This is a genomic window from Collimonas sp. GW821-FHT07E08 (assembly GCF_059418905.1).
The window spans coordinates 288,137-305,900 of record NZ_JBWKQR010000005.1 but is presented as its reverse complement, the minus strand read 5'-3'; the positions used below and the strand labels follow the sequence as shown (position 1 = coordinate 305,900).

Annotated in this window: 16 protein-coding genes and 1 pseudogene; 15 read left to right on the top strand and 2 right to left on the bottom strand. The window is 61.1% G+C overall.

Translation table 11 applies throughout. The features are described from left to right. Positions 1-89: 89 nt before the first annotated feature. Positions 90-248 (top strand): annotated as a pseudogene (locus AC07RZ_RS09090) (IS21 family transposase); the annotation flags it as partial. Between the two features lie 157 nt (positions 249-405). On the opposite strand, the gene AC07RZ_RS09085 reads toward AC07RZ_RS09090, so the two are convergent. Further along, a complete protein-coding gene (locus AC07RZ_RS09085) occupies positions 406-1,002 on the bottom strand; it encodes a nitroreductase family protein (RefSeq protein WP_092401959.1) in 597 nt (198 codons plus the stop codon). Between the two features lie 282 nt (positions 1,003-1,284). On the opposite strand from AC07RZ_RS09085, the gene argS reads away from it, so the two are divergent. The 5 genes from argS (at position 1,285) to AC07RZ_RS09060 (ending at position 6,136) form a co-directional block, all read left to right on the top strand. Beyond that, the gene (argS, locus tag AC07RZ_RS09080) at positions 1,285-3,033 is read left to right on the top strand and encodes an arginine--tRNA ligase (protein ID WP_494667706.1); all 1,749 of its coding nucleotides are present in this window, start codon (positions 1,285-1,287) and stop codon (positions 3,031-3,033) included. 69 nt (positions 3,034-3,102) lie between these two features. Next, a complete protein-coding gene (locus tag AC07RZ_RS09075) occupies positions 3,103-3,804 on the top strand; it encodes an SPOR domain-containing protein (protein WP_342829462.1) in 702 nt (233 codons plus the stop codon). 101 nt (positions 3,805-3,905) lie between these two features. Further along, on the top strand, positions 3,906-4,619 hold the full coding sequence (locus AC07RZ_RS09070) for a thiol:disulfide interchange protein DsbA/DsbL (RefSeq protein ID WP_092401950.1): 714 nt from the start codon (positions 3,906-3,908) through the stop codon (positions 4,617-4,619). A 98-nt stretch (positions 4,620-4,717) separates the two neighbouring features. After that, entirely contained in the window at positions 4,718-5,503 is a 786-nt protein-coding gene (locus tag AC07RZ_RS09065) for an SDR family oxidoreductase (RefSeq protein ID WP_494667705.1), read from the top strand. Positions 5,504-5,512: 9 nt separating this feature from the next. After that, a complete protein-coding gene (locus AC07RZ_RS09060; RefSeq protein ID WP_494667704.1) occupies positions 5,513-6,136 on the top strand; it encodes a LysE family translocator in 624 nt (207 codons plus the stop codon). Positions 6,137-6,160: 24 nt separating this feature from the next. On the opposite strand, the gene AC07RZ_RS09055 is transcribed toward AC07RZ_RS09060, so the two are convergent. After that, positions 6,161-7,228, bottom strand: coding sequence for an MBL fold metallo-hydrolase (locus AC07RZ_RS09055; protein WP_494667703.1), 1,068 nt, complete (start codon positions 7,226-7,228; stop codon positions 6,161-6,163). Between the two features lie 138 nt (positions 7,229-7,366). Here AC07RZ_RS09055 and AC07RZ_RS09050 point away from each other — a divergent pair, with 138 nt between their 5' ends. The 9 genes from AC07RZ_RS09050 to AC07RZ_RS09010 all read left to right on the top strand — a co-directional run bounded on the left by AC07RZ_RS09050 (position 7,367) and on the right by AC07RZ_RS09010 (position 17,757). Further along, a complete protein-coding gene (locus AC07RZ_RS09050) occupies positions 7,367-7,771 on the top strand; it encodes a MerR family transcriptional regulator (RefSeq protein ID WP_144738168.1) in 405 nt (134 codons plus the stop codon). A 49-nt stretch (positions 7,772-7,820) separates the two neighbouring features. After that, entirely contained in the window at positions 7,821-9,005 is a 1,185-nt protein-coding gene (locus AC07RZ_RS09045) for an isovaleryl-CoA dehydrogenase (RefSeq protein WP_144738169.1), read from the top strand. A gap of 92 nt (positions 9,006-9,097) precedes the next feature. After that, positions 9,098-10,039, top strand: coding sequence for a pyridoxal-phosphate dependent enzyme (locus AC07RZ_RS09040; protein ID WP_494667702.1), 942 nt, complete (start codon positions 9,098-9,100; stop codon positions 10,037-10,039). Continuing rightward, complete coding sequence (aceK, locus tag AC07RZ_RS09035; RefSeq protein WP_494667713.1) at positions 10,039-11,811, top strand: bifunctional isocitrate dehydrogenase kinase/phosphatase; 1,773 nt, start codon at positions 10,039-10,041, stop codon at positions 11,809-11,811. The genes AC07RZ_RS09040 and aceK overlap by 1 nt, the downstream gene beginning before the upstream one ends. Positions 11,812-11,939: 128 nt before the next feature. Next, positions 11,940-13,136: an acetyl-CoA C-acetyltransferase gene (locus AC07RZ_RS09030; protein WP_092401933.1), complete on the top strand. Its 1,197-nt coding sequence runs from the start codon at positions 11,940-11,942 to the stop codon at positions 13,134-13,136. A gap of 196 nt (positions 13,137-13,332) precedes the next feature. Then, entirely contained in the window at positions 13,333-13,938 is a 606-nt protein-coding gene (locus tag AC07RZ_RS09025; protein ID WP_144738171.1) for a 2-hydroxychromene-2-carboxylate isomerase, read from the top strand. Between the two features lie 11 nt (positions 13,939-13,949). Continuing rightward, complete coding sequence (locus AC07RZ_RS09020) at positions 13,950-14,342, top strand: YchJ family metal-binding protein (RefSeq protein WP_144738388.1); 393 nt, start codon at positions 13,950-13,952, stop codon at positions 14,340-14,342. Positions 14,343-14,387: 45 nt separating this feature from the next. Continuing rightward, positions 14,388-16,082: an AMP-binding protein gene (locus AC07RZ_RS09015; protein ID WP_494667701.1), complete on the top strand. Its 1,695-nt coding sequence runs from the start codon at positions 14,388-14,390 to the stop codon at positions 16,080-16,082. Positions 16,083-16,134: 52 nt separating this feature from the next. After that, entirely contained in the window at positions 16,135-17,757 is a 1,623-nt protein-coding gene (locus AC07RZ_RS09010; RefSeq protein WP_494667700.1) for a carboxyl transferase domain-containing protein, read from the top strand. Positions 17,758-17,764 lie beyond the last annotated feature (7 nt).

The following is a 17,764-nucleotide window of genomic DNA, read 5'->3' as shown; positions in this document are numbered from 1 at the left end:
GGCTTGATGAAATTGAGATATCGCGAAATATTGCGAGTGGTAAGTTTGTGCTCTTGACAGCGGACGGCTAATGGGTGCCCCACGTTTAAGACACATATGCGTTCCAGTTATCGGCTTTGTTAAAGACCGAGGCGGCCAAATCACGCAAGCAACGGCGCACATTGAAGCAGATCCATGAAGATCTGAAGGAATTGGGTTTTGAGGGATCTTATGACGGGGTTGTGGCGTTCGCGAAGGTATGGCGGGCGGGTCAAACTGACCGGGTCAATTCTGCAAGCAAACGAACAGACGGGCTTAGCCTTGAAAATTCAGCACCACAAATAAAATACGGGTTAGCAGCTCCGGTCGCTAACCCGCATCGAATCTTGCTCCCCGCAAAAAACGGAGGCAGATGCACAAAGCTTTTTAGGCTTTGAAAGTCCCTTCAGAAACCAAAGCCTGCAAAGGCAACCGCGGGCTAGGCTCTTCCTTGGCGCGCAAACCTTCCGGCAGCATCGCCTTGTCGCCGATCTTGCCGATGGCTACCGCCGCTTCAATCGCGAAATTGGCCGGTACGCCCAGCTCGGTACGTGTCTTTTCCTTGTCGAAACCAGCCATGCCATGCGCATGCCAGCCGGACAAACTGGCTTGCAGCGCCAGGTAGCCCCAGGCCGAGCCGGCGTCGAAAGAATGGGTCGGCATGGCCACTTCTTCAGTGCTGCCCGGTGGCGCAAACGTGGTTTTCGACAAGACGATCACCAGCGCCGATGCATTTTCCGCCCAGCTGCGGTTGAATTCGTTGAGCAGGCCCAGCAGCTTGGTCCAGTGCGGCGTGCCGCGGCGCGCGAAGACGAAGCGCCAAGGTTGGGAGTTGTAGGACGACGGCGCCCAGCGGGCTGCTTCCAGGATGGTCAGCAGTTCTTGTTCGGAAATCTCGTCATTGGCGTAAGCGCGCGGCGACCAGCGGCTGAGGAATTGCGGGTGGGCTGGATGATCGGCTACGCGTGGTGTGGATTGGGTCATGAAAATTCCTGTATATAAATAAGCAAGGCAAGATCGATGCAGCCGGAAACATGCTCAAAAAAGCGCCCCGGCCGAGACGCTGCATCTTAGCAGCAGTTTTTGATGATTGCAGCGGACAGCAGGATTTAGGGAATTCCCTAGCCTGCCCGGGCAAGCCGGGTGAAGATTGCTATGCCAAGCCGGTATAATCGGGAATAATCAAGATTGCCTGGAAGTTGCCCGAGAGATCGGATAACCCCACAGATTTTTCGCATTAATCCAGTATTACTGACTACCTATCCTATGCTTGCACCACAGAAACAACAGATCATCGACCTTTTCAACGCTGCCTTGCAGCCCATTATCGCCGGCAGCGAGCTGCAGCCGACGGTGACGCTGGAGCGCCCACGCGATCCGTCGCACGGCGATGTCGCCTGCAATATCGCCATGCAGCTGGCCAAGCCGCTGAAAAAGAACCCGCGTGAACTGGCGCAAGCCCTGGTGGCGGCCGTGATGGCCGGCGCCGGAGAAGGCAAGCTGATCGAAAGCGCCGAAATCGCCGGTCCGGGTTTCATCAACCTGCGCCTGACGGCGGCGGCCAAGCAGCAAGTGGTCAAGACCGTGCTGCAAGAGGCGGCTGAATACGGCAAGAGCCAGCTTGGCGCCGGCAAGAAAGTGCTGGTCGAGTTTGTTTCGGCCAATCCGACCGGCCCTTTGCACGTCGGCCATGGCCGCCAAGGGGCGCTGGGCGATGCCTTGTCGGCGCTGTTCGAGGTGCAAGGTTTCGACGTCACCCGCGAGTTCTACTATAACGACGCCGGCGTCCAGATCGCCACGCTGGCGACTTCGGTGCAGGCGCGCGCCAACGGTTTCAAGCCGGGCGATGCGGAATGGCCCGAAAGCGCCTACAACGGCGACTACATTGCCGATATCGCAAAGGATTTCCTGGCCGGGAAGACGGTCGCTGCCAGCGATGGCGAGCCGGTCACCGCCAGCGGCGACATCAGCGACATCGAATCGGTGCGCAAATTCGCCGTCGCCTACCTGCGCCGCGAGCAGGACCTGGATTTGCAGGCCTTCGGCGTCAAGTTCGACAACTATTACCTGGAAACCTCGCTGTACAAGGATGGCAAGGTCAACGCCACGGTCGATGCGCTGAACGCCGCCGGCGTCACCTATGAGCTGGATGGCGCCCTGTGGTTGCGCACCACCGACTACGGCGACGACAAAGACCGCGTCATGAAGAAGACCGACGGTACGTATACCTACTTCGTGCCCGACGTCGCCTACCACGTGGTCAAGTGGCAGCGCGGTTTCGGCAAGGTCATCAATATCCAGGGCAGCGACCACCACGGCACCATCGCCCGCGTGCGCGCCGGCTTGCAGGCGGTCAACCTCGGCATCCCGCAGGGTTATCCGGACTATGTGCTGCACAAGATGGTGACGGTCATGAAGAACGGCGAGGAAGTGAAGATTTCCAAGCGCGCCGGTTCCTACGTCACCTTGCGCGACCTGATCGAATGGTCGGCGGGCGAAGACAGCGCTGCCGCAGACGGTGAGCAAGACAGCCCGCGCGACCTGACGCGCGGCCGCGACGCGGTGCGTTTCTTCCTGATTTCGCGCAAGGCGGATACCGAATTCGTGTTCGATGTCGACCTGGCGCTGGCCAAGTCCGACGAAAACCCGGTCTACTACGTGCAGTACGCCCATGCCCGCATCTGTTCGGTGCTGGCGCAGTGGACCGGCGACGAGGCCGGCCTGGGTTCGGTCGACCTGAGCCCGCTGACCGCACCGCGCGAAGCCAGCCTGCTGGCCAAGCTGGCGGAATATCCGGACATGCTGCAGCATGCGCTGGAAGAACTGGGGCCGCACCAGGTGGCGTTTTACCTGCGCGATTTGGCGGGCGAGCTGCATAGCTACTACAATGCTGAGCGGGTCCTGGTGGACGACGAGGCGCTGAAGATGGCGCGCCTGGCCTTGATGTACGCAACCCGCCAGGTGTTGCGCAACGGCTTGGCGCTGATCGGCGTATCGGCACCAGCCCGCATGTGAATCTACAATCGGCGATCTCCGGCAGCAGTTGCCGGGGACGGTCAGTAACCAGGATGTCATTGGGGAAGTATGAGCAAACTTAACAAGAAACAAGCTGGCGGTACCTTACTGGGCCTGATCTTCGGCCTGATCATCGGATTGGCGATTGCCGTGGTGGTGGCGATCATGATCACCAAGACGCCGACGCCGTTCACCAACAAGACAGCAAAAACCGAAAAAGCGCCGGAAGCCATCACCGCCCCCGCGGCTACGCCCGCGCCGGCGCCATCGAATCCGGACCAGCTGCCGGATCCGAACAAGTCGCTTTACGGCAACAAGGATGCGGCCAAGGAAGCCGCCAAGGCTTTCACTCCGCCGCCGCCGGGCGCCGACGGCGTGCCGCCTAACGTGGCGGCCGAGAAGAAGCTGGATGCCCTGGTCGCCAAGGCGCAGGACAAGTCGGCTCCCATCGTCGACAAATCCACCGCCGACAAGACCAAGAAAGTCGCCGGCGACATCGCTGAAGCCAAGAGCAAAGCCACGGCGGCTGACGACAACTGGATCTATTTCCTGCAGGTAGGCGCCTTCCGCGAGCAGAGCGAAGCGGAAAGCGCCAAGGCGCGGCTGGCCTTGATGGGTTTCGAAGCCAAGATCAGCGAACGCCAGGCCGATACCGGCTCCTTGTACCGGGTGCGGGTGGGGCCGTTTAACCAGCTGGAAACAATGAACCGGATACGCGGAAAGTTGTCAGATAACGGCGTCAATGCCGCAGTGGTGCGCGCGGCGAAATAAGGGATGCAGGACCAGGCGTGTTTTTGATTGATGAGGAACAGGACTATGGCTCTCTCCCTGTTCCGTTGATGGCTTTCACAATTTTAAAAAAAGGATAATTCATGCGTTTTTTTCAAAAAGCCCTGGCTATCGCCGGCCTTAGTCTGAGTTTTGGCCTGTTGGCCGCCAGTGCCGGCGCATCGCCGGCCGCTCCGGTCGCAGGCAAGGAATACAAGGTTCTCGATAACCCGCAGCCGACCGATACCGGCCTTGGCAAGAAAGTGGAAGTGACGGAATTCTTCGGTTACTTCTGCCCGCATTGCAACGCGCTCGAGCCGACGCTGGAAGAGTGGATCGCCAAGCAGGGCGACAAGATTTCCCTCAAGCGCGTGCCGGTCGACTTCGGCGACCCGAATGGCGATCCAAAGAAATCGCCGTACGTAGCGCAGAAAAAGCTGTACTACACGCTGGAAGCCATGGGCAAGCTGCCTGAAATGCACAAGAAGGTCTTCAGCGCGATCCACGTCCAGCGCCAGCGTCTCGATACAGAGGCGTCCATCGCCGATTTCGCGGCCAAGCAAGGCCTGGACAAAGCCAAGTTCCTGGATGTGTACAACTCCTTCGCCGTGCAGACCAAGGTGACGCGTGCAGTCCAGCTGCAAAACGCCTACAAGATAGACGGCGTGCCGACGCTGATAGTCGACGGCCGTTATGTCACGTCGCCGTCGATCGTCGGCGCGACGCCTGGCGCCGGCGACAGCGAGCCGGCCCTGTTCAAGTCCACCCTGCAAGTGATGGACAGCCTGGTGGCCAAGGCCGCCGCCGGCAAGAAGTAACAGGCAGCTGAATAAGCAGGCTGGCCGTGACGGCTGGTCCGGCAGTGTTGAAAAGTCCGCCACTCGCAAGAGGGCGGGCTTTTTTATCGAGGTAAAGCATGCAACGTGTATTCATCACCGGCGCTTCCAGCGGCATCGGCGCCGCGCTGGCGCAATATTATGCGGGCCAAGGCGCAGCGCTGGGGCTGGTTGCCCGGCGCCAGGACGTGCTGGAACAGCTGCGCGCGGGCTTGCCGCACCCGGAGCGGCATCGCCTGTATGCATTGGATGTCAATGACCACGCTGCATTGACGGCGGCGGCGGAAGATTTCATCGCCGGCGGCGGTGGCGTCGACGTGGTGATCGCCAGCGCCGGGATTTCGCAAGGGACGCTGACCGAGCATGCCGAAGACCAGCAAGTGTTCGAACAGGTATTCGCCACCAATGTGCTGGCGACGGTCGCCACCTTTACGCCGTTCATCGCCGCCATGAAACGCCAGGCCCAGGCCGGGCAGACCGATTTGCGCCTGGTTGGCGTCGCCAGCGTGGCAGGCATCCGCGGCTTGCCCGGAGCGGGCGCTTACAGCGGCTCCAAGGCAGCGGTGATCAGCTATTGCGAATCGCTGCGGGTGGAATTGCGGGCCAGCGGCATCAAGGTGGTCACCATCGTGCCCGGTTATATCGATACGCCGATGACCCAGGTCAACCACTACAAGATGCCGTTCCTGATGCCGGCGCCGCGGTTCGCCGCCAAGGCCGGCGCCGCGGTCGCGCGCGGCAGCAGCTACCGGGTGATCCCGTGGCAGATGGGCGTAGTCGCCAAGTTGCTGCGCCTGTTGCCGAACTGGCTGTACGACCTGGCATTTTCCAAGGCGCCGCACAAGGCGCGCAAAACCAAAGACTGACCAGAGCACATGGACTTCCACAATTTTTTCTTGTTTGTACTGACAGAATTTGCGCTGTCGGCGTCGCCCGGGCCGGCAGTCATGCTGGTGGTCGCCTACGGCATTACGGTCGGCTGGAAGAAGTCGATTTTCGCCATCCTGGGGATACTCGCCGCCAACGCGATCTATTTCACCATTTCGGCGACCGGGCTGGGCGCGCTGATCGTCGCCTCGCATACTCTGTTCAGCGTGGTCAAGTGGCTGGGCGTGGCTTACCTGGCGTATCTCGGCCTGTCGGCGATATTCGGCCGGCCTTCGCCGATCACTGCCTCCAGGCTGGACAGCCGCAATGCCTCCGGCTGGAAGATCTGGTTCAGCGGCTTGACCCTGCAGCTGGCCAATCCCAAGGCGCTGATTTTTTTTATCGCCATCCTGCCGCAGTTCCTTAACCCGGCCGCCAACGTGCCGCTGCAAATGGTCTGGCTGGCAGCGGGTTCGATTATCCCGGAGTTCTTTATCCTGCTCGGCTATGCCGCGCTGGCCGGAAAAATGCAGACCATCGCCACCCGCCCGAGTTTCGCCCGGCTTACCGACCGCGTCGCCGGCTCGCTGATGCTGGCGGTGGCGATGATCGTGGCGGCAATACAGCAGTAAATACCGCAGTAAATACGGGCATCGTCAGGCAAGGCTGAAACGGTAGACCTGGTCGTCATCCAGCCGCCGTTTCAGCACGCCGTCAAACCACAGCTTGTGCAAATGCGCCAGCGCTTCGCCCAGCGCAAAAGTCATCTGGTGCGCATCCAGCGGCCGCCGGAACATGAGCGGCACGATGTCGCTGGCGGACTGCGGCGCCGCGGTGCAGGCTTGCACCACTTCAACCAGACGGTCGCGATGATGCTGCTGCAGCTGGTCGATGCGGATCTGCAAGCCGCGGAACGGCTTGCCATGCGACGGCAGCACCAGCGTAGTGGCCGGCAACGCGCGGTATTTTTCCAGCGAATCCATGTATTGCTGCACCGGGTTCGATTCCGGCTCGATCGCAAATACCGAGACATTGGTGGAAATCCGCGGCAACACCATGTCGCCCGAAATCAGCAGGTCCAGCCCGGCGCAATGCAGCGCCACATGCTCCGGCGCGTGGCCGAAGCCGGTGATCACCTGCCATTGATGCTTGCCGATGCGCAGCTGCTGCCGGTCGGCCAGCCGATGGTAAGCCTGCGGCACCGCCGGCACCATGGTCGGATAATAGGATTTGCGCTGCGCCACCTTGGCGACGACGTCGGGGTCGCGCATGCCGTGCTGCTGGAAGTGCGGCAGCGCCGCGCTGCCGTCGGCGCCGGGCAACGCGGCGGACATGATGCGCGCCGAGAAATATTCGCCGCCGCTCATCCACAGCGGCGCTTGCCAGCGTGTGCATAGCCAGTCGGCGAGGCCGACGTGGTCTGGATGGCAATGGGTGACCAGCACCCGCAATACCGGCAAGCCGCGCAGTTCGCTTGCAAAAATGGCATCCCAGGCCGCGCGGGTGGCGTCGTTGGCGATGCCGCAATCGACGATGGTCCAGCCGTGGCGGACGCCGTCGTCCGTGTCCATGCTGTCTTCCAGCAGCCATAGGTTGATATGGTCCAGCGCAAACGGCAAACCCATGCGCAGCCAGCGCACGCCCGGCGCGACTTCAAGGGTGGCGCCGCCGGCGGGCAAGGCATCGCCGAATGCGTAGCTGAGCTGGGCTTCGAGTGGATTCATCGGAAATTCTTTCTTTTTTGGCAACGACAGTAGTTTTTCGGTGTTTTCATTTTCCGCCAGCGCGCCTACAATATGCTTTACGTTAACGTTAACTGCCATTGTACCTAAACCAGCATTTTTTGTTCTGCCCACCCGACCATGCCGACCTACACCATCACTGAACTTGCCCGTGAATTCGACATTACCCCCAGGGCGATCCGCTTCTATGAGGACCAGGGCTTGCTCAGTCCGAAGCGGGATGGCGCCGGCGGCCGCAACCGGGTGTATGCAGGCCGCGAGCGCACCCGCCTCAAGCTGACCCTGCGCGGCAAGCGGCTGGGTCTGACCTTGTCGGAAATCAAGAGCCTGGTCGACATGTACGACTCGCCCAAGGATTCGGCGCCCCAGCTGGAACTGTTCCTGGAAGTGCTGGCGCGTCATCGCGAACACCTGGAACAGCAGCGCGAAGACATCGAAGTGACCCTGGCGGAAATTACCGCGCACGAAGACGAATGCCGGCGCCTGCTGAGCAGCGGCGAACTGAGCGGCCACGCCGCCCCCTGAATTCCCCCGCGAATATAACGAAGATAACGAAGATAACGAAGGAGACAACATGATCCATTTACCAGGCTTGACGTTCGACCACGGCGAAGACATCGCCGCGCTGCGCAGTGCGATCCAGGAATTCGCCGCCGCGGAGATCACCCCGCGCGCCGCCGAAATCGACCGCAACGACCAGTTTCCGATGGACCTCTGGAAAAAGATGGGCGACCTCGGCCTGCTCGGCATCACCGCTGAAGAGGAATACGGCGGCAGCGGCATGGGCTACCTGGCGCATATCATCGCCATGGAAGAAATCTCGCGCGCATCCGCCTCGGTCGGCCTGTCCTACGGCGCCCACTCCAACCTGTGCGTCAACCAGATCAAGCGCAACGGCAATGCCGAGCAAAAAGCCAAGTACCTGCCGAAACTGATCTCCGGCGACCACATCGGCGCCCTGGCGATGTCGGAGCCGAACGCCGGTTCCGACGTGGTCAGCATGAAGCTGCGCGCCGAACTCAAGGGCGACCGCTGGGTGCTCAACGGCACCAAGATGTGGATCACCAACGGCCCCGATGCGGACGTGCTGGTGGTATACGCCAAGACCGACCTGGAAGCCGGCGCGCGCGGCATGACCGCGTTCCTGATCGAAAAGGGCTTCAAGGGCTTCAGCGTGGCGCAAAAGCTGGACAAGCTCGGCATGCGCGGTTCCCACACCGGCGAACTGGTGTTCCAGGATTGCGAAGTGCCGGCGGAAAACGTGCTGGGCGGCCTGGGGCAGGGTGTCAACGTGCTGATGTCCGGCCTCGATTACGAGCGCAGCGTCCTTTCGGGCGGCCCGCTTGGTATCATGCAGGCATGCATGGATGTCGTCGTGCCCTATGTGCATGACCGCAAGCAGTTCGGCCAGCCGATCGGCGAATTCCAGCTGATGCAGGGCAAGCTGGCCGACATGTATTCGACCATGATGGCTTGCAAGGCGTATGTGTACGCCGTCGGCCAGGCTTGCGACCGCGCCAGGACGCCGGCCGCGGCCAGGGCCCTGCGCAAGGACGCCGCCGGGGCGATCCTGTATTCGGCGGAAAAAGCCACCTGGATGGCGGGCGAAGCGATCCAGGCGCTGGGCGGCAACGGCTACATCAATGAATATCCGGTGGGACGCCTGTGGCGCGACGCCAAGCTGTACGAAATCGGCGCCGGCACCAGTGAAATCCGCCGCATGCTGATCGGCCGCGAATTGTTTGCGGAAACGTGCTGACCGCCTGGCAAGGGGATTGCGGCCGCTGCAAACGATTTTGCAATCCCTCTGACTAGTGGCACAATTGATATAAAGGCAATAGCGTCGAGAACATGACTTCACTGCATATCCACACCGCGTTACTGCGACACCCGCAACTTTCCGTCGCGCTCGACAAGCAAGTTTTGCTGAAGATGGAAAACACCCAGCCGGCCGGCTCGTTCAAGCTGCGCGGCATCGGCTTGCTGTGCCAGCGCGCGGTGGCCGGCGGCGCCAGCCACCTGGTGTGTCCGTCGGGCGGCAATGCCGGCTTTGCGGCGGCGTTTGCCGGCGCGGCGCTGGACGTCAAGACCACCATCGTGGTGCCGGAAACCACCGCCGCCGAAGTCTGCCGGCGCATCCGCGATATCGGCGCCGAAGTGATCGTCCACGGCAGCGGCTGGGATGAAGCCAACCAGCTGGCGCTGCAGCTGTGCGAACAGCCCGGCAGCGTCTACATCCCGCCTTTCGACCACCCCGATATCTGGGACGGCAACGCCACCATGATCGATGAAGCAGTGCTGCAGGCGCGCGAGCTTGGCGTCGATTTCGATGTCGTCATCTGCTCGGTCGGCGGCGGCGGCCTGATGAGCGGTGTGCTGAGCGGCTTGCATCGCAACGGCTTGCCGCATATCCCGCTGATCGTCGCCGAAACCGAAGGCGCCGCGTCGCTGAACGCCGCCATGGCGGCCGGCGAACTGGTGACGCTGCCGGCGATCACCTCGATCGCCACGACCTTGGCCGCCAAGCGCGTGGCGGCGGAATGTTTCGCCTGGACCCAGCGCCATGAAGTGCACAGCGTGGTGGTCACCGACAGACAGGCGGTAAGCGCCACGCTGGCGTTTGCCGACCAGATGCGGACCCTGGTGGAACCGGCCTGCGGCGCGGCCCTGGCCGTGGCCTACGAAAAACTGCCGGTGCTGGCGCCATACCAGCGGCCGCTGATCGTGGTGTGCGGCGGCATCGGCGTCAGCCTGGCGATGCTGGCCGGCTGGAAGGAGCGGTTCGGGTTGTGATTACGTCGGCCAACTTTCCAAAATTACTGTCGTCGCAGATCGCTTTCGATACTGCGCGCATGATACTGGACGGTTTCGACAAGCATTACCGGCTGTTCCGCGAAGCCAGCATGCTGGCCAAGCAGCATTTTGAAAGCGCCGACTGGAAAACCGCGCAGCTCGCCGCACGCGAGCGGATCGGTTTCTATGACGCGCGCGTGCACGAATGCGTGCAGGCGCTGGAAGACGAGTACGATCCCAACGACTTGACCGACCAGGTCTGGCGCGAAGTGAAGCTGCATTACATCGGCATGCTGACCGACCACAAGCAGCCGGAACTGGCCGAGACTTTCTTCAACTCGGTCTGCTGCAACATCCTGCACCGTACCTATTTCCATAACGATTTCATCTTCGTGCGGCCGGCGGTATCGACCGAATACATCGACACCGACGAGGCCCTGCCGACTTACCGCGTGTATTACCCGGCCAAGGACGGCCTGCATTACACGCTCAAGCGCCTGATCACCAACTTCCAGCTGCAGCGCCCGTTCGCCGACCTGGACCGCGATGTCGCGCTGGCGGAAGAGCGCATCGCGCAGGCGTTCGGCGCCGCCGCGCTGGAACCGAATCACCAGATCCAGGTGCTGTCCAACCTGTTCTACCGCAACAAGGGCGCGTACGTGGTCGGCAAGATGATCAACGGTCCGCGCGAATACCCGTTCGTGGTGCCTATCCTGCACGACAAGGACGGCAAGCTGGTGCTGGATGCGGTGCTGTTCGACAGCAAGATACTGACCATCCTGTTTTCCTTTACCCGCGCCTACTTCATGGTCGACATGGAGGTGCCGTCAGCCTACGTGCAGTTCCTGCGCAGCCTGCTGCCGAACAAGCCGCGCAGCGAGATCTACACGATCCTGGGTTTGCAAAAGCTGGGAAAAGCGCTGTTCTACCGTGATTTCCTGCGCCACCTGCGGCATTCGTCGGACCATTTCGAAATCGCCCCGGGGATCCGCGGGCTGGTGATGGTGGTGTTCGCCTTGCCGTCGTTTCCCTACGTGTTCAAGGTGATCAAGGACTATTTCCCGGCGCCCAAGGAAACCACCAATGCGCTGGTCAAGGAAAAATACCTGCTGGTCAAGCACCACGACCGCGTCGGCCGCATGGCCGATACCCTGGAGTATTCCAGCGTGGCCTTTCCGCGCGCGCGGTTTGCCGATGAGCTGCTGGCTGAGCTGAAACAGGTGGCGCCGTCGGTGGTCGAAGAAGACGGCGACGAAATCATCATCAAGCACCTGTATATCGAGCGCCGCATGATGCCGCTGAACATCTACCTGAACAACGCCGAGAAAAACGGCGACCAGGCAGCGCTGGAACACGGCATTACCGAATACGGCAACGCCATCAAGGAACTGGTCGCCGCGAATATCTTTCCCGGCGACATGCTGTATAAAAATTTTGGCGTGACACGCCATAACCGGGTCGTGTTTTACGACTATGATGAGATTGAATACATTACCGACTGCAATTTCAGGACTATCCCGCAGCCGCGTAACGAGGAAGACGAGATGTCGGCCGAGCCCTGGTATTCCATCGCCAAGAACGATGTCTTTCCGGAACAATTCGGTGTATTTCTTCTCGGAAATCAAAACGTGAAAAAATACTTTATCAAGCATCACGCGGATCTGTTGACCCAGCAATATTGGCAACAACACAAGCAACACATCCTCGAAGGACATTTCGACGATGTGTTTCCATATCCACAAGAGTGTCGTTTTACCCATGTACAAAGTTAGTTGACCAGCAACAAAACAGGACCGTTTTATTTTTAACCAACCAGGCAGCAAAGCCGCCCACGGGAATTGCAAGCGGATACAAGCGATCCCGAAGTTGCTTACAAGTTGTCGTAATCTGGAGAAACAACATGAATGACCCAATCGTTATCGTCGGTGCAGCGCGTACTCCAATGGGTGCGTTTCAGGGTGATTTTTCGTCATTGACCGCCAGCGACCTGGGCGCCGTGGCGATCAAGGCCGCCGTGGAGCGCGCCGGCCTGAAACCGGAGCAAGTCGACGCCGTGTTGTTCGGCAACGTGCTGCAAGCCGGCCAGGGCCAGGCGCCGGCACGGCAGGCCGCCATCAAGGCCGGTTTGCCGGTGTCGGCCAATGCCGCCACCATTTCCAAGGTATGCGGCTCGGCGATGCAAGCCACCATGTTCGCTTTCGATGCCTTGCTGGCAGGGACCAATGAAGTGGTGGTTGCCGGCGGCATGGAATCGATGACCAATGCGCCTTACCTGCTGCCGAAGGGACGCAGCGGCTACCGCGTCGGCCACGGCACCGTCCTCGACCACATGATGCTGGACGGCCTGGAAGACGCTTATTCCAAGCTGGAGAACGGCGGCGGCCGTTCCATGGGCACCTTCGGCGAAGAGTGCGCCGCCAAATACCATTTCAGCCGCGCTGACCAGGATGCATTTGCGATCGCGTCGGCGCAGCGCGCGCAGGCGGCGACTGCCGATGGTTCCTTCAAATGGGAAATCGCACCGGTGACGGTCACCAGCCGCGCCGGCGAAGCCGTGATCGACAAGGATGAAGGTCCGCAAAAAGCCAAGGTGGAAAAGATCCCGTCGCTGCGCCCGGCGTTCAAGAAGGACGGCACCATTACCGCCGCTTCGTCGTCATCGATCAACGACGGCGCCGCGGCACTGGTGCTGATGCGCGAATCGACCGCCAAGAAACTCGGCTGCACGCCGATTGCCCGCATCCTCGGCCACGCCAGCCATTCGCAGGAACCGGAATGGTTCACTACCGCACCGGTAGGCGCGATTGAAAAGCTGTACAAGAAAGTCGGCTGGAAGAACAGCGATGTCGACCTGTTCGAGGTCAACGAAGCATTCGCCGTGGTGCCGATGGCGGTCATGAAGGAACACGACATCCCGCACAGCAAGATCAACGTCCACGGCGGCGCATGCTCGCTCGGCCATCCTATCGGCGCTTCCGGTGCGCGCATCATCGTCACGTTGCTGGGCGCCTTGAAGGCAAAGGGCGGCAAGCGCGGCGTGGCGTCGCTCTGCATCGGCGGCGGCGAAGGCACTGCGATTGCCGTCGAACTGGTCTGAGGGACGACAGCAAGCCATCGTTAGCGCAACACGGTAGCAAGCAGTAAATGGATCAGCGTTTTTCCGTGGGATTTCCGCGGATCGGCGCTGATCTTTGTTATTGGTCTTGGCGAATTATGATTTAAACAAGTAGGGCGGGTTTTACCTACAGCGTAATTCGCGTTGGTCCTTACCATTTCCAACAAGGTATAAGAAGATGGCCGCCGCAATTGATTTCTACTTCGATTTTTCCTCTCCGTATGGTTATTTCGCCGCTACCCATATCGATGAGCTGGCCGCAAAATACCAGCGCGATGTCGAATGGCATCCGATCCTGCTAGGCCCGGTATTCAAGACCACCGGCTCGGCGCCGCTGGCCCAGGTGCCGATCAAGGGCGACTATTCGTTCCACGACTTCGAGCGCAGCGCGCGCTTTCACGGCATTCCTTACAAGCGTCCCGGCGCTTTCCCGATCGCGACGCAGGCGGCGGCGCGCGCCGTGCTGTGGGTGCGCGGCAAGCAAGGCGAAGACAAGGCCATCAAGTTCGCCAAGCAGATTTACAAGGCTTATTTCGTCGACGGCATCAATATCGGCGAACCGATGCATTTGCTGGAAATTGGCCACCACAGCGGCATCGACACCAACGGCCTGGGCGACGGCATCAACAGCCTGCCGATCAAGAACCAGCTGAAGGCGGAAGTCGACCTGGCGATGGCGCGCGGCGTGTTCGGTTCACCGTTCGTGATTGTCGACGGCGAGTCGTTCTGGGGTTTCGACCGCTTCGACCAGCTCGAAGCATTCCTGAGGGATGGCAAGATTTGAAAGAGAAGGCGATGGATTGTCCCTGCGGCGGCGGCAGTTATGCACAGTGCTGCGGCCGTTATCACAGTGGCGCGGAAGCCGCGCCTACAGCACTGGCGCTGATGCGCTCGCGCTATAGCGCGTATGTGATGGGCAAGGATGCTTACCTGCGGGCGACATGGCATGGCAGCACCCGGCCGCCCGAGCCTGTCGCCGCCGAAGCGGGGCTGAAGTGGCTGGGCCTGGAGGTGCGCAAGCACCAGGCGGAAGGCGACAGCGCCACGGTGGAATTCGTGGCGCGCTACAAGATCGACGGCCGTGCGCAGCGCTTGCATGAGATCAGCCGCTTTGTGCGCGAGCGCGAAGCGGGAACAGAAAGCCAGCCATGCTGGTTTTATGTCGATGGCAGTTTCCCGGAAAAATAAAAATCATCACGGGAAGCAGCGGCGGCCATAACAGGAGACAAGGCTATGAAACAACTGAATTCCAGCATCGATCGCGGCAGCCAGGATATGCCGCTGATCGAACAGACGATCGGCATTTTCTTCGATGAAATGGTGGAGCGGGTAGCCGGCAACGATGCGCTGGTGTCGCGCCACCAGCAGATCCGCCTCAGCTACCGGCAATTGCAAGGCCAGGCGCGGCAGCTGGCCAGCGCCATGCTCAAGCTCGGCCTGCAGCCGGGCGACCGCATCGGCATCTGGTCGCACAACAATGCCGAGTGGCTGCTGACGCAGCTGGCCACGGCCTATGCCGGCATCGTCCTGGTCAACATCAATCCGGCCTACCGGGTCAGCGAGCTGGAGTACGCGCTCAACAACGTCGGCTGCAAGGCGCTGATTTCGATGACCAGTTTCAAGACCAGCGATTACCTGGAAATGATACGCGCGCTGGCGCCGGAACTGCAGCACGCTATCCCGGGGCAACTGCAGGCAGTGCGCCTGCCGTCCCTGAAAACCGTGATCCAACTCGGTGGCGGCGAGGAGCCGGGCATGTTGCGTTTTGCTGACCTGATCGCGAGCGGCGATGCGGCCGACCCGCGGCTGGCCGAGATCGGCGCCCGCCTGCAGGTCGGCGATCCGATCAACATCCAGTTCACCAGCGGCACCACCGGCTTCCCGAAAGGGGCGACGCTGACCCACCGCAATATCCTGAACAACGGCTTTTTCATCGGCGAAGCGATGAAGCTGACCGCGCAAGACCGGCTCTGCATCCCGGTGCCGCTGTATCACTGCTTCGGCATGGTGCTCGGCAACCTGGCCTGCCTGACGCATGGCGCCACCATCGTCTATCCCAACGATGGCTTCGAGCCGCTGTCGGTGCTGCAGGCGGTGCAGGAAGAACGCTGCACCGGCTTGCACGGGGTGCCCACCATGTTCATCTCCGAGCTGGACCATCCGCGCTTTGCCGAATTCGACCTGTCGACGCTGCGCACCGGCATCATGGCCGGTTCGCCGTGTCCGATCGAAGTGATGAAACGGGTGGTGCGCGACATGCACCTGGAACAGATCACGATCGCTTACGGCATGACCGAAACCAGCCCGGTCAGCTGCCAGAGCATGACCGATACGCCGCTGGAGAAACGCGTTTCCACGGTCGGCCAGGTACAGCCGCACCTGCAAGTGAAAATCGTCGATCCCGAATCCGGCGCGGTGATGCCGATCGGCAGTTCCGGCGAACTGTGCACCCACGGTTATTCGGTGATGCACGGCTATTGGGGCGACCAAGCAAAGACGCGCGAAGCGATCGACAGCGAAGGCTGGATGCATACCGGCGACCTGGCGACCATGGACAGCGAAGGCTACGTCAACATCGTCGGCCGCATGAAGGACATGGTGATCCGCGGCGGCGAGAATATCTACCCACGCGAGATCGAAGAATTCCTGTACCGCCACCCGGCGATCCAGGATGTGCAGGTGGTCGGCGTGCCGGATCCGAAATACGGCGAGGAGTTGTGCGCCTGGATTATCCTGCGCCCCGGCCAGGCCGCGGACGAACAAGCCGTGCGCGATTTTTGCCAGGGCCAGATCGCCCACTACAAGGTGCCGCGCTATATCCGGTTTGTCGATGCGTTCCCGATGACGGTGACCGGCAAGATCCAGAAATTCAAGATCCGTGAAGCGATGAAGGACGAGTTGAAGCTCAACGACATCCACACCGCGTAAAAAAAACGTTCCAAAAGAATGGTTCCAAAAACAAGAGACAAAGGACATCGCAATGCCCCAGTTAGAAAGCAAGCTGAATCCACGCAGCGAAGAATTCCAGCAAAACGCCAACGCGCTTAACCTGCTGGTCGACGACCTGCGCCAGAAAGTCGCGCAGATCGCCGAGGGCGGCGGCGAAGCCGCGCGCAGCAAGCATGTGGCGCGCGGCAAGCTGCTGCCGCGCGAACGGGTGCAGATGCTGCTCGATCCCGGCACGCCGTTCATGGAATTTTCCCAGCTGGCGGCCTACCACGTCTACAAGGACAAGGATGGCAGCGATGCGGCGCCCGCCGCCGGCGTGATTACCGGCATCGGCCGCATCGCCGGCCAGGAATGCGTGGTGGTCTGCAATGACGCCACCGTGAAAGGCGGCACCTACTATCCGCTCAGCGTCAAAAAACATTTGCGCGCGCAGGAAATCGCCGAACAGAACAACCTGCCCTGCATCTACCTGGTCGACAGCGGCGGCGCCAACCTGCCGAACCAGGACGAAGTGTTTCCGGACCGCGACCATTTCGGCCGCATCTTCTACAACCAGGCCAACCTGTCGGCCAAAGGCATTCCGCAGATCGCCGTGGTGATGGGCTCGTGCACCGCCGGCGGCGCCTATGTGCCGGCGATGAGCGACGAATCCATCATCGTCAAGAACCAGGGCACGATTTTCCTGGCCGGGCCGCCGCTGGTGAAAGCCGCGACCGGCGAGGTGGTGAGCGCGGAAGACCTGGGCGGCGGCGATGTCCACACCCGCTTGTCCGGCGTGGCTGACCACCTGGCGCAAAACGACATGCATGCGCTGTCGCTGGCGCGCACCATCGTCTCCAACCTGAACCGCCAGAAACCGCCGGGCCCGCTGCTGCGCCCCGTGGTCGAACCGAAATACCCGGCCCAGGAACTGTACGGCGTGATCCCGCTCGATACCCGCAAGCCTTTCGATGTGCGCGAAGTGATCGCGCGCATCGTCGACGGCAGCGAATTCGACGAATTCAAGGCGCGCTACGGCACCACGCTGATTTGCGGCTTCGCCCATATCTACGGCATGCCGGTCGGCATCGTCGCCAACAACGGCATCCTGTTTTCGGAGGCGGCCCTGAAAGGCACGCATTTCATCGAACTGTGCTCGCAGCGCAAGATCCCGCTGGTATTCCTGCAAAACATCACCGGCTTCATGGTCGGCCGCCGCTATGAAAACGAAGGCATCGCCCGCAACGGCGCCAAGATGGTGACTGCGGTGGCGACCACCGCGGTGCCCAAGCTGACCGTCATCATCGGCGGCAGCTTCGGCGCCGGCAACTACGGCATGTGCGGCCGCGCCTATTCGCCGCGCTTCCTGTGGATGTGGCCGAATGCGCGCATCTCGGTGATGGGCGGCGAACAGGCTGCCGGCGTGCTGGCTACCGTCAAGCGCGACGGCATCGAAGGCAAGGGCGGAAGCTGGAGCGCGGAGGAAGAGGAAGCTTTCAAGAAGCCGATCCGCGACCAGTATGAACACCAGGGCCATCCGTATTACGCCTCCGCTCGCCTGTGGGACGACGGCGTGATCGATCCGGCCGATACCCGCAAGGTGCTGGGGCTGGGTTTGAGCGCAGCCTTGAACGCGCCGATTGCGGACACCAGGTTCGGCGTGTTCCGGATGTAAAACCAGA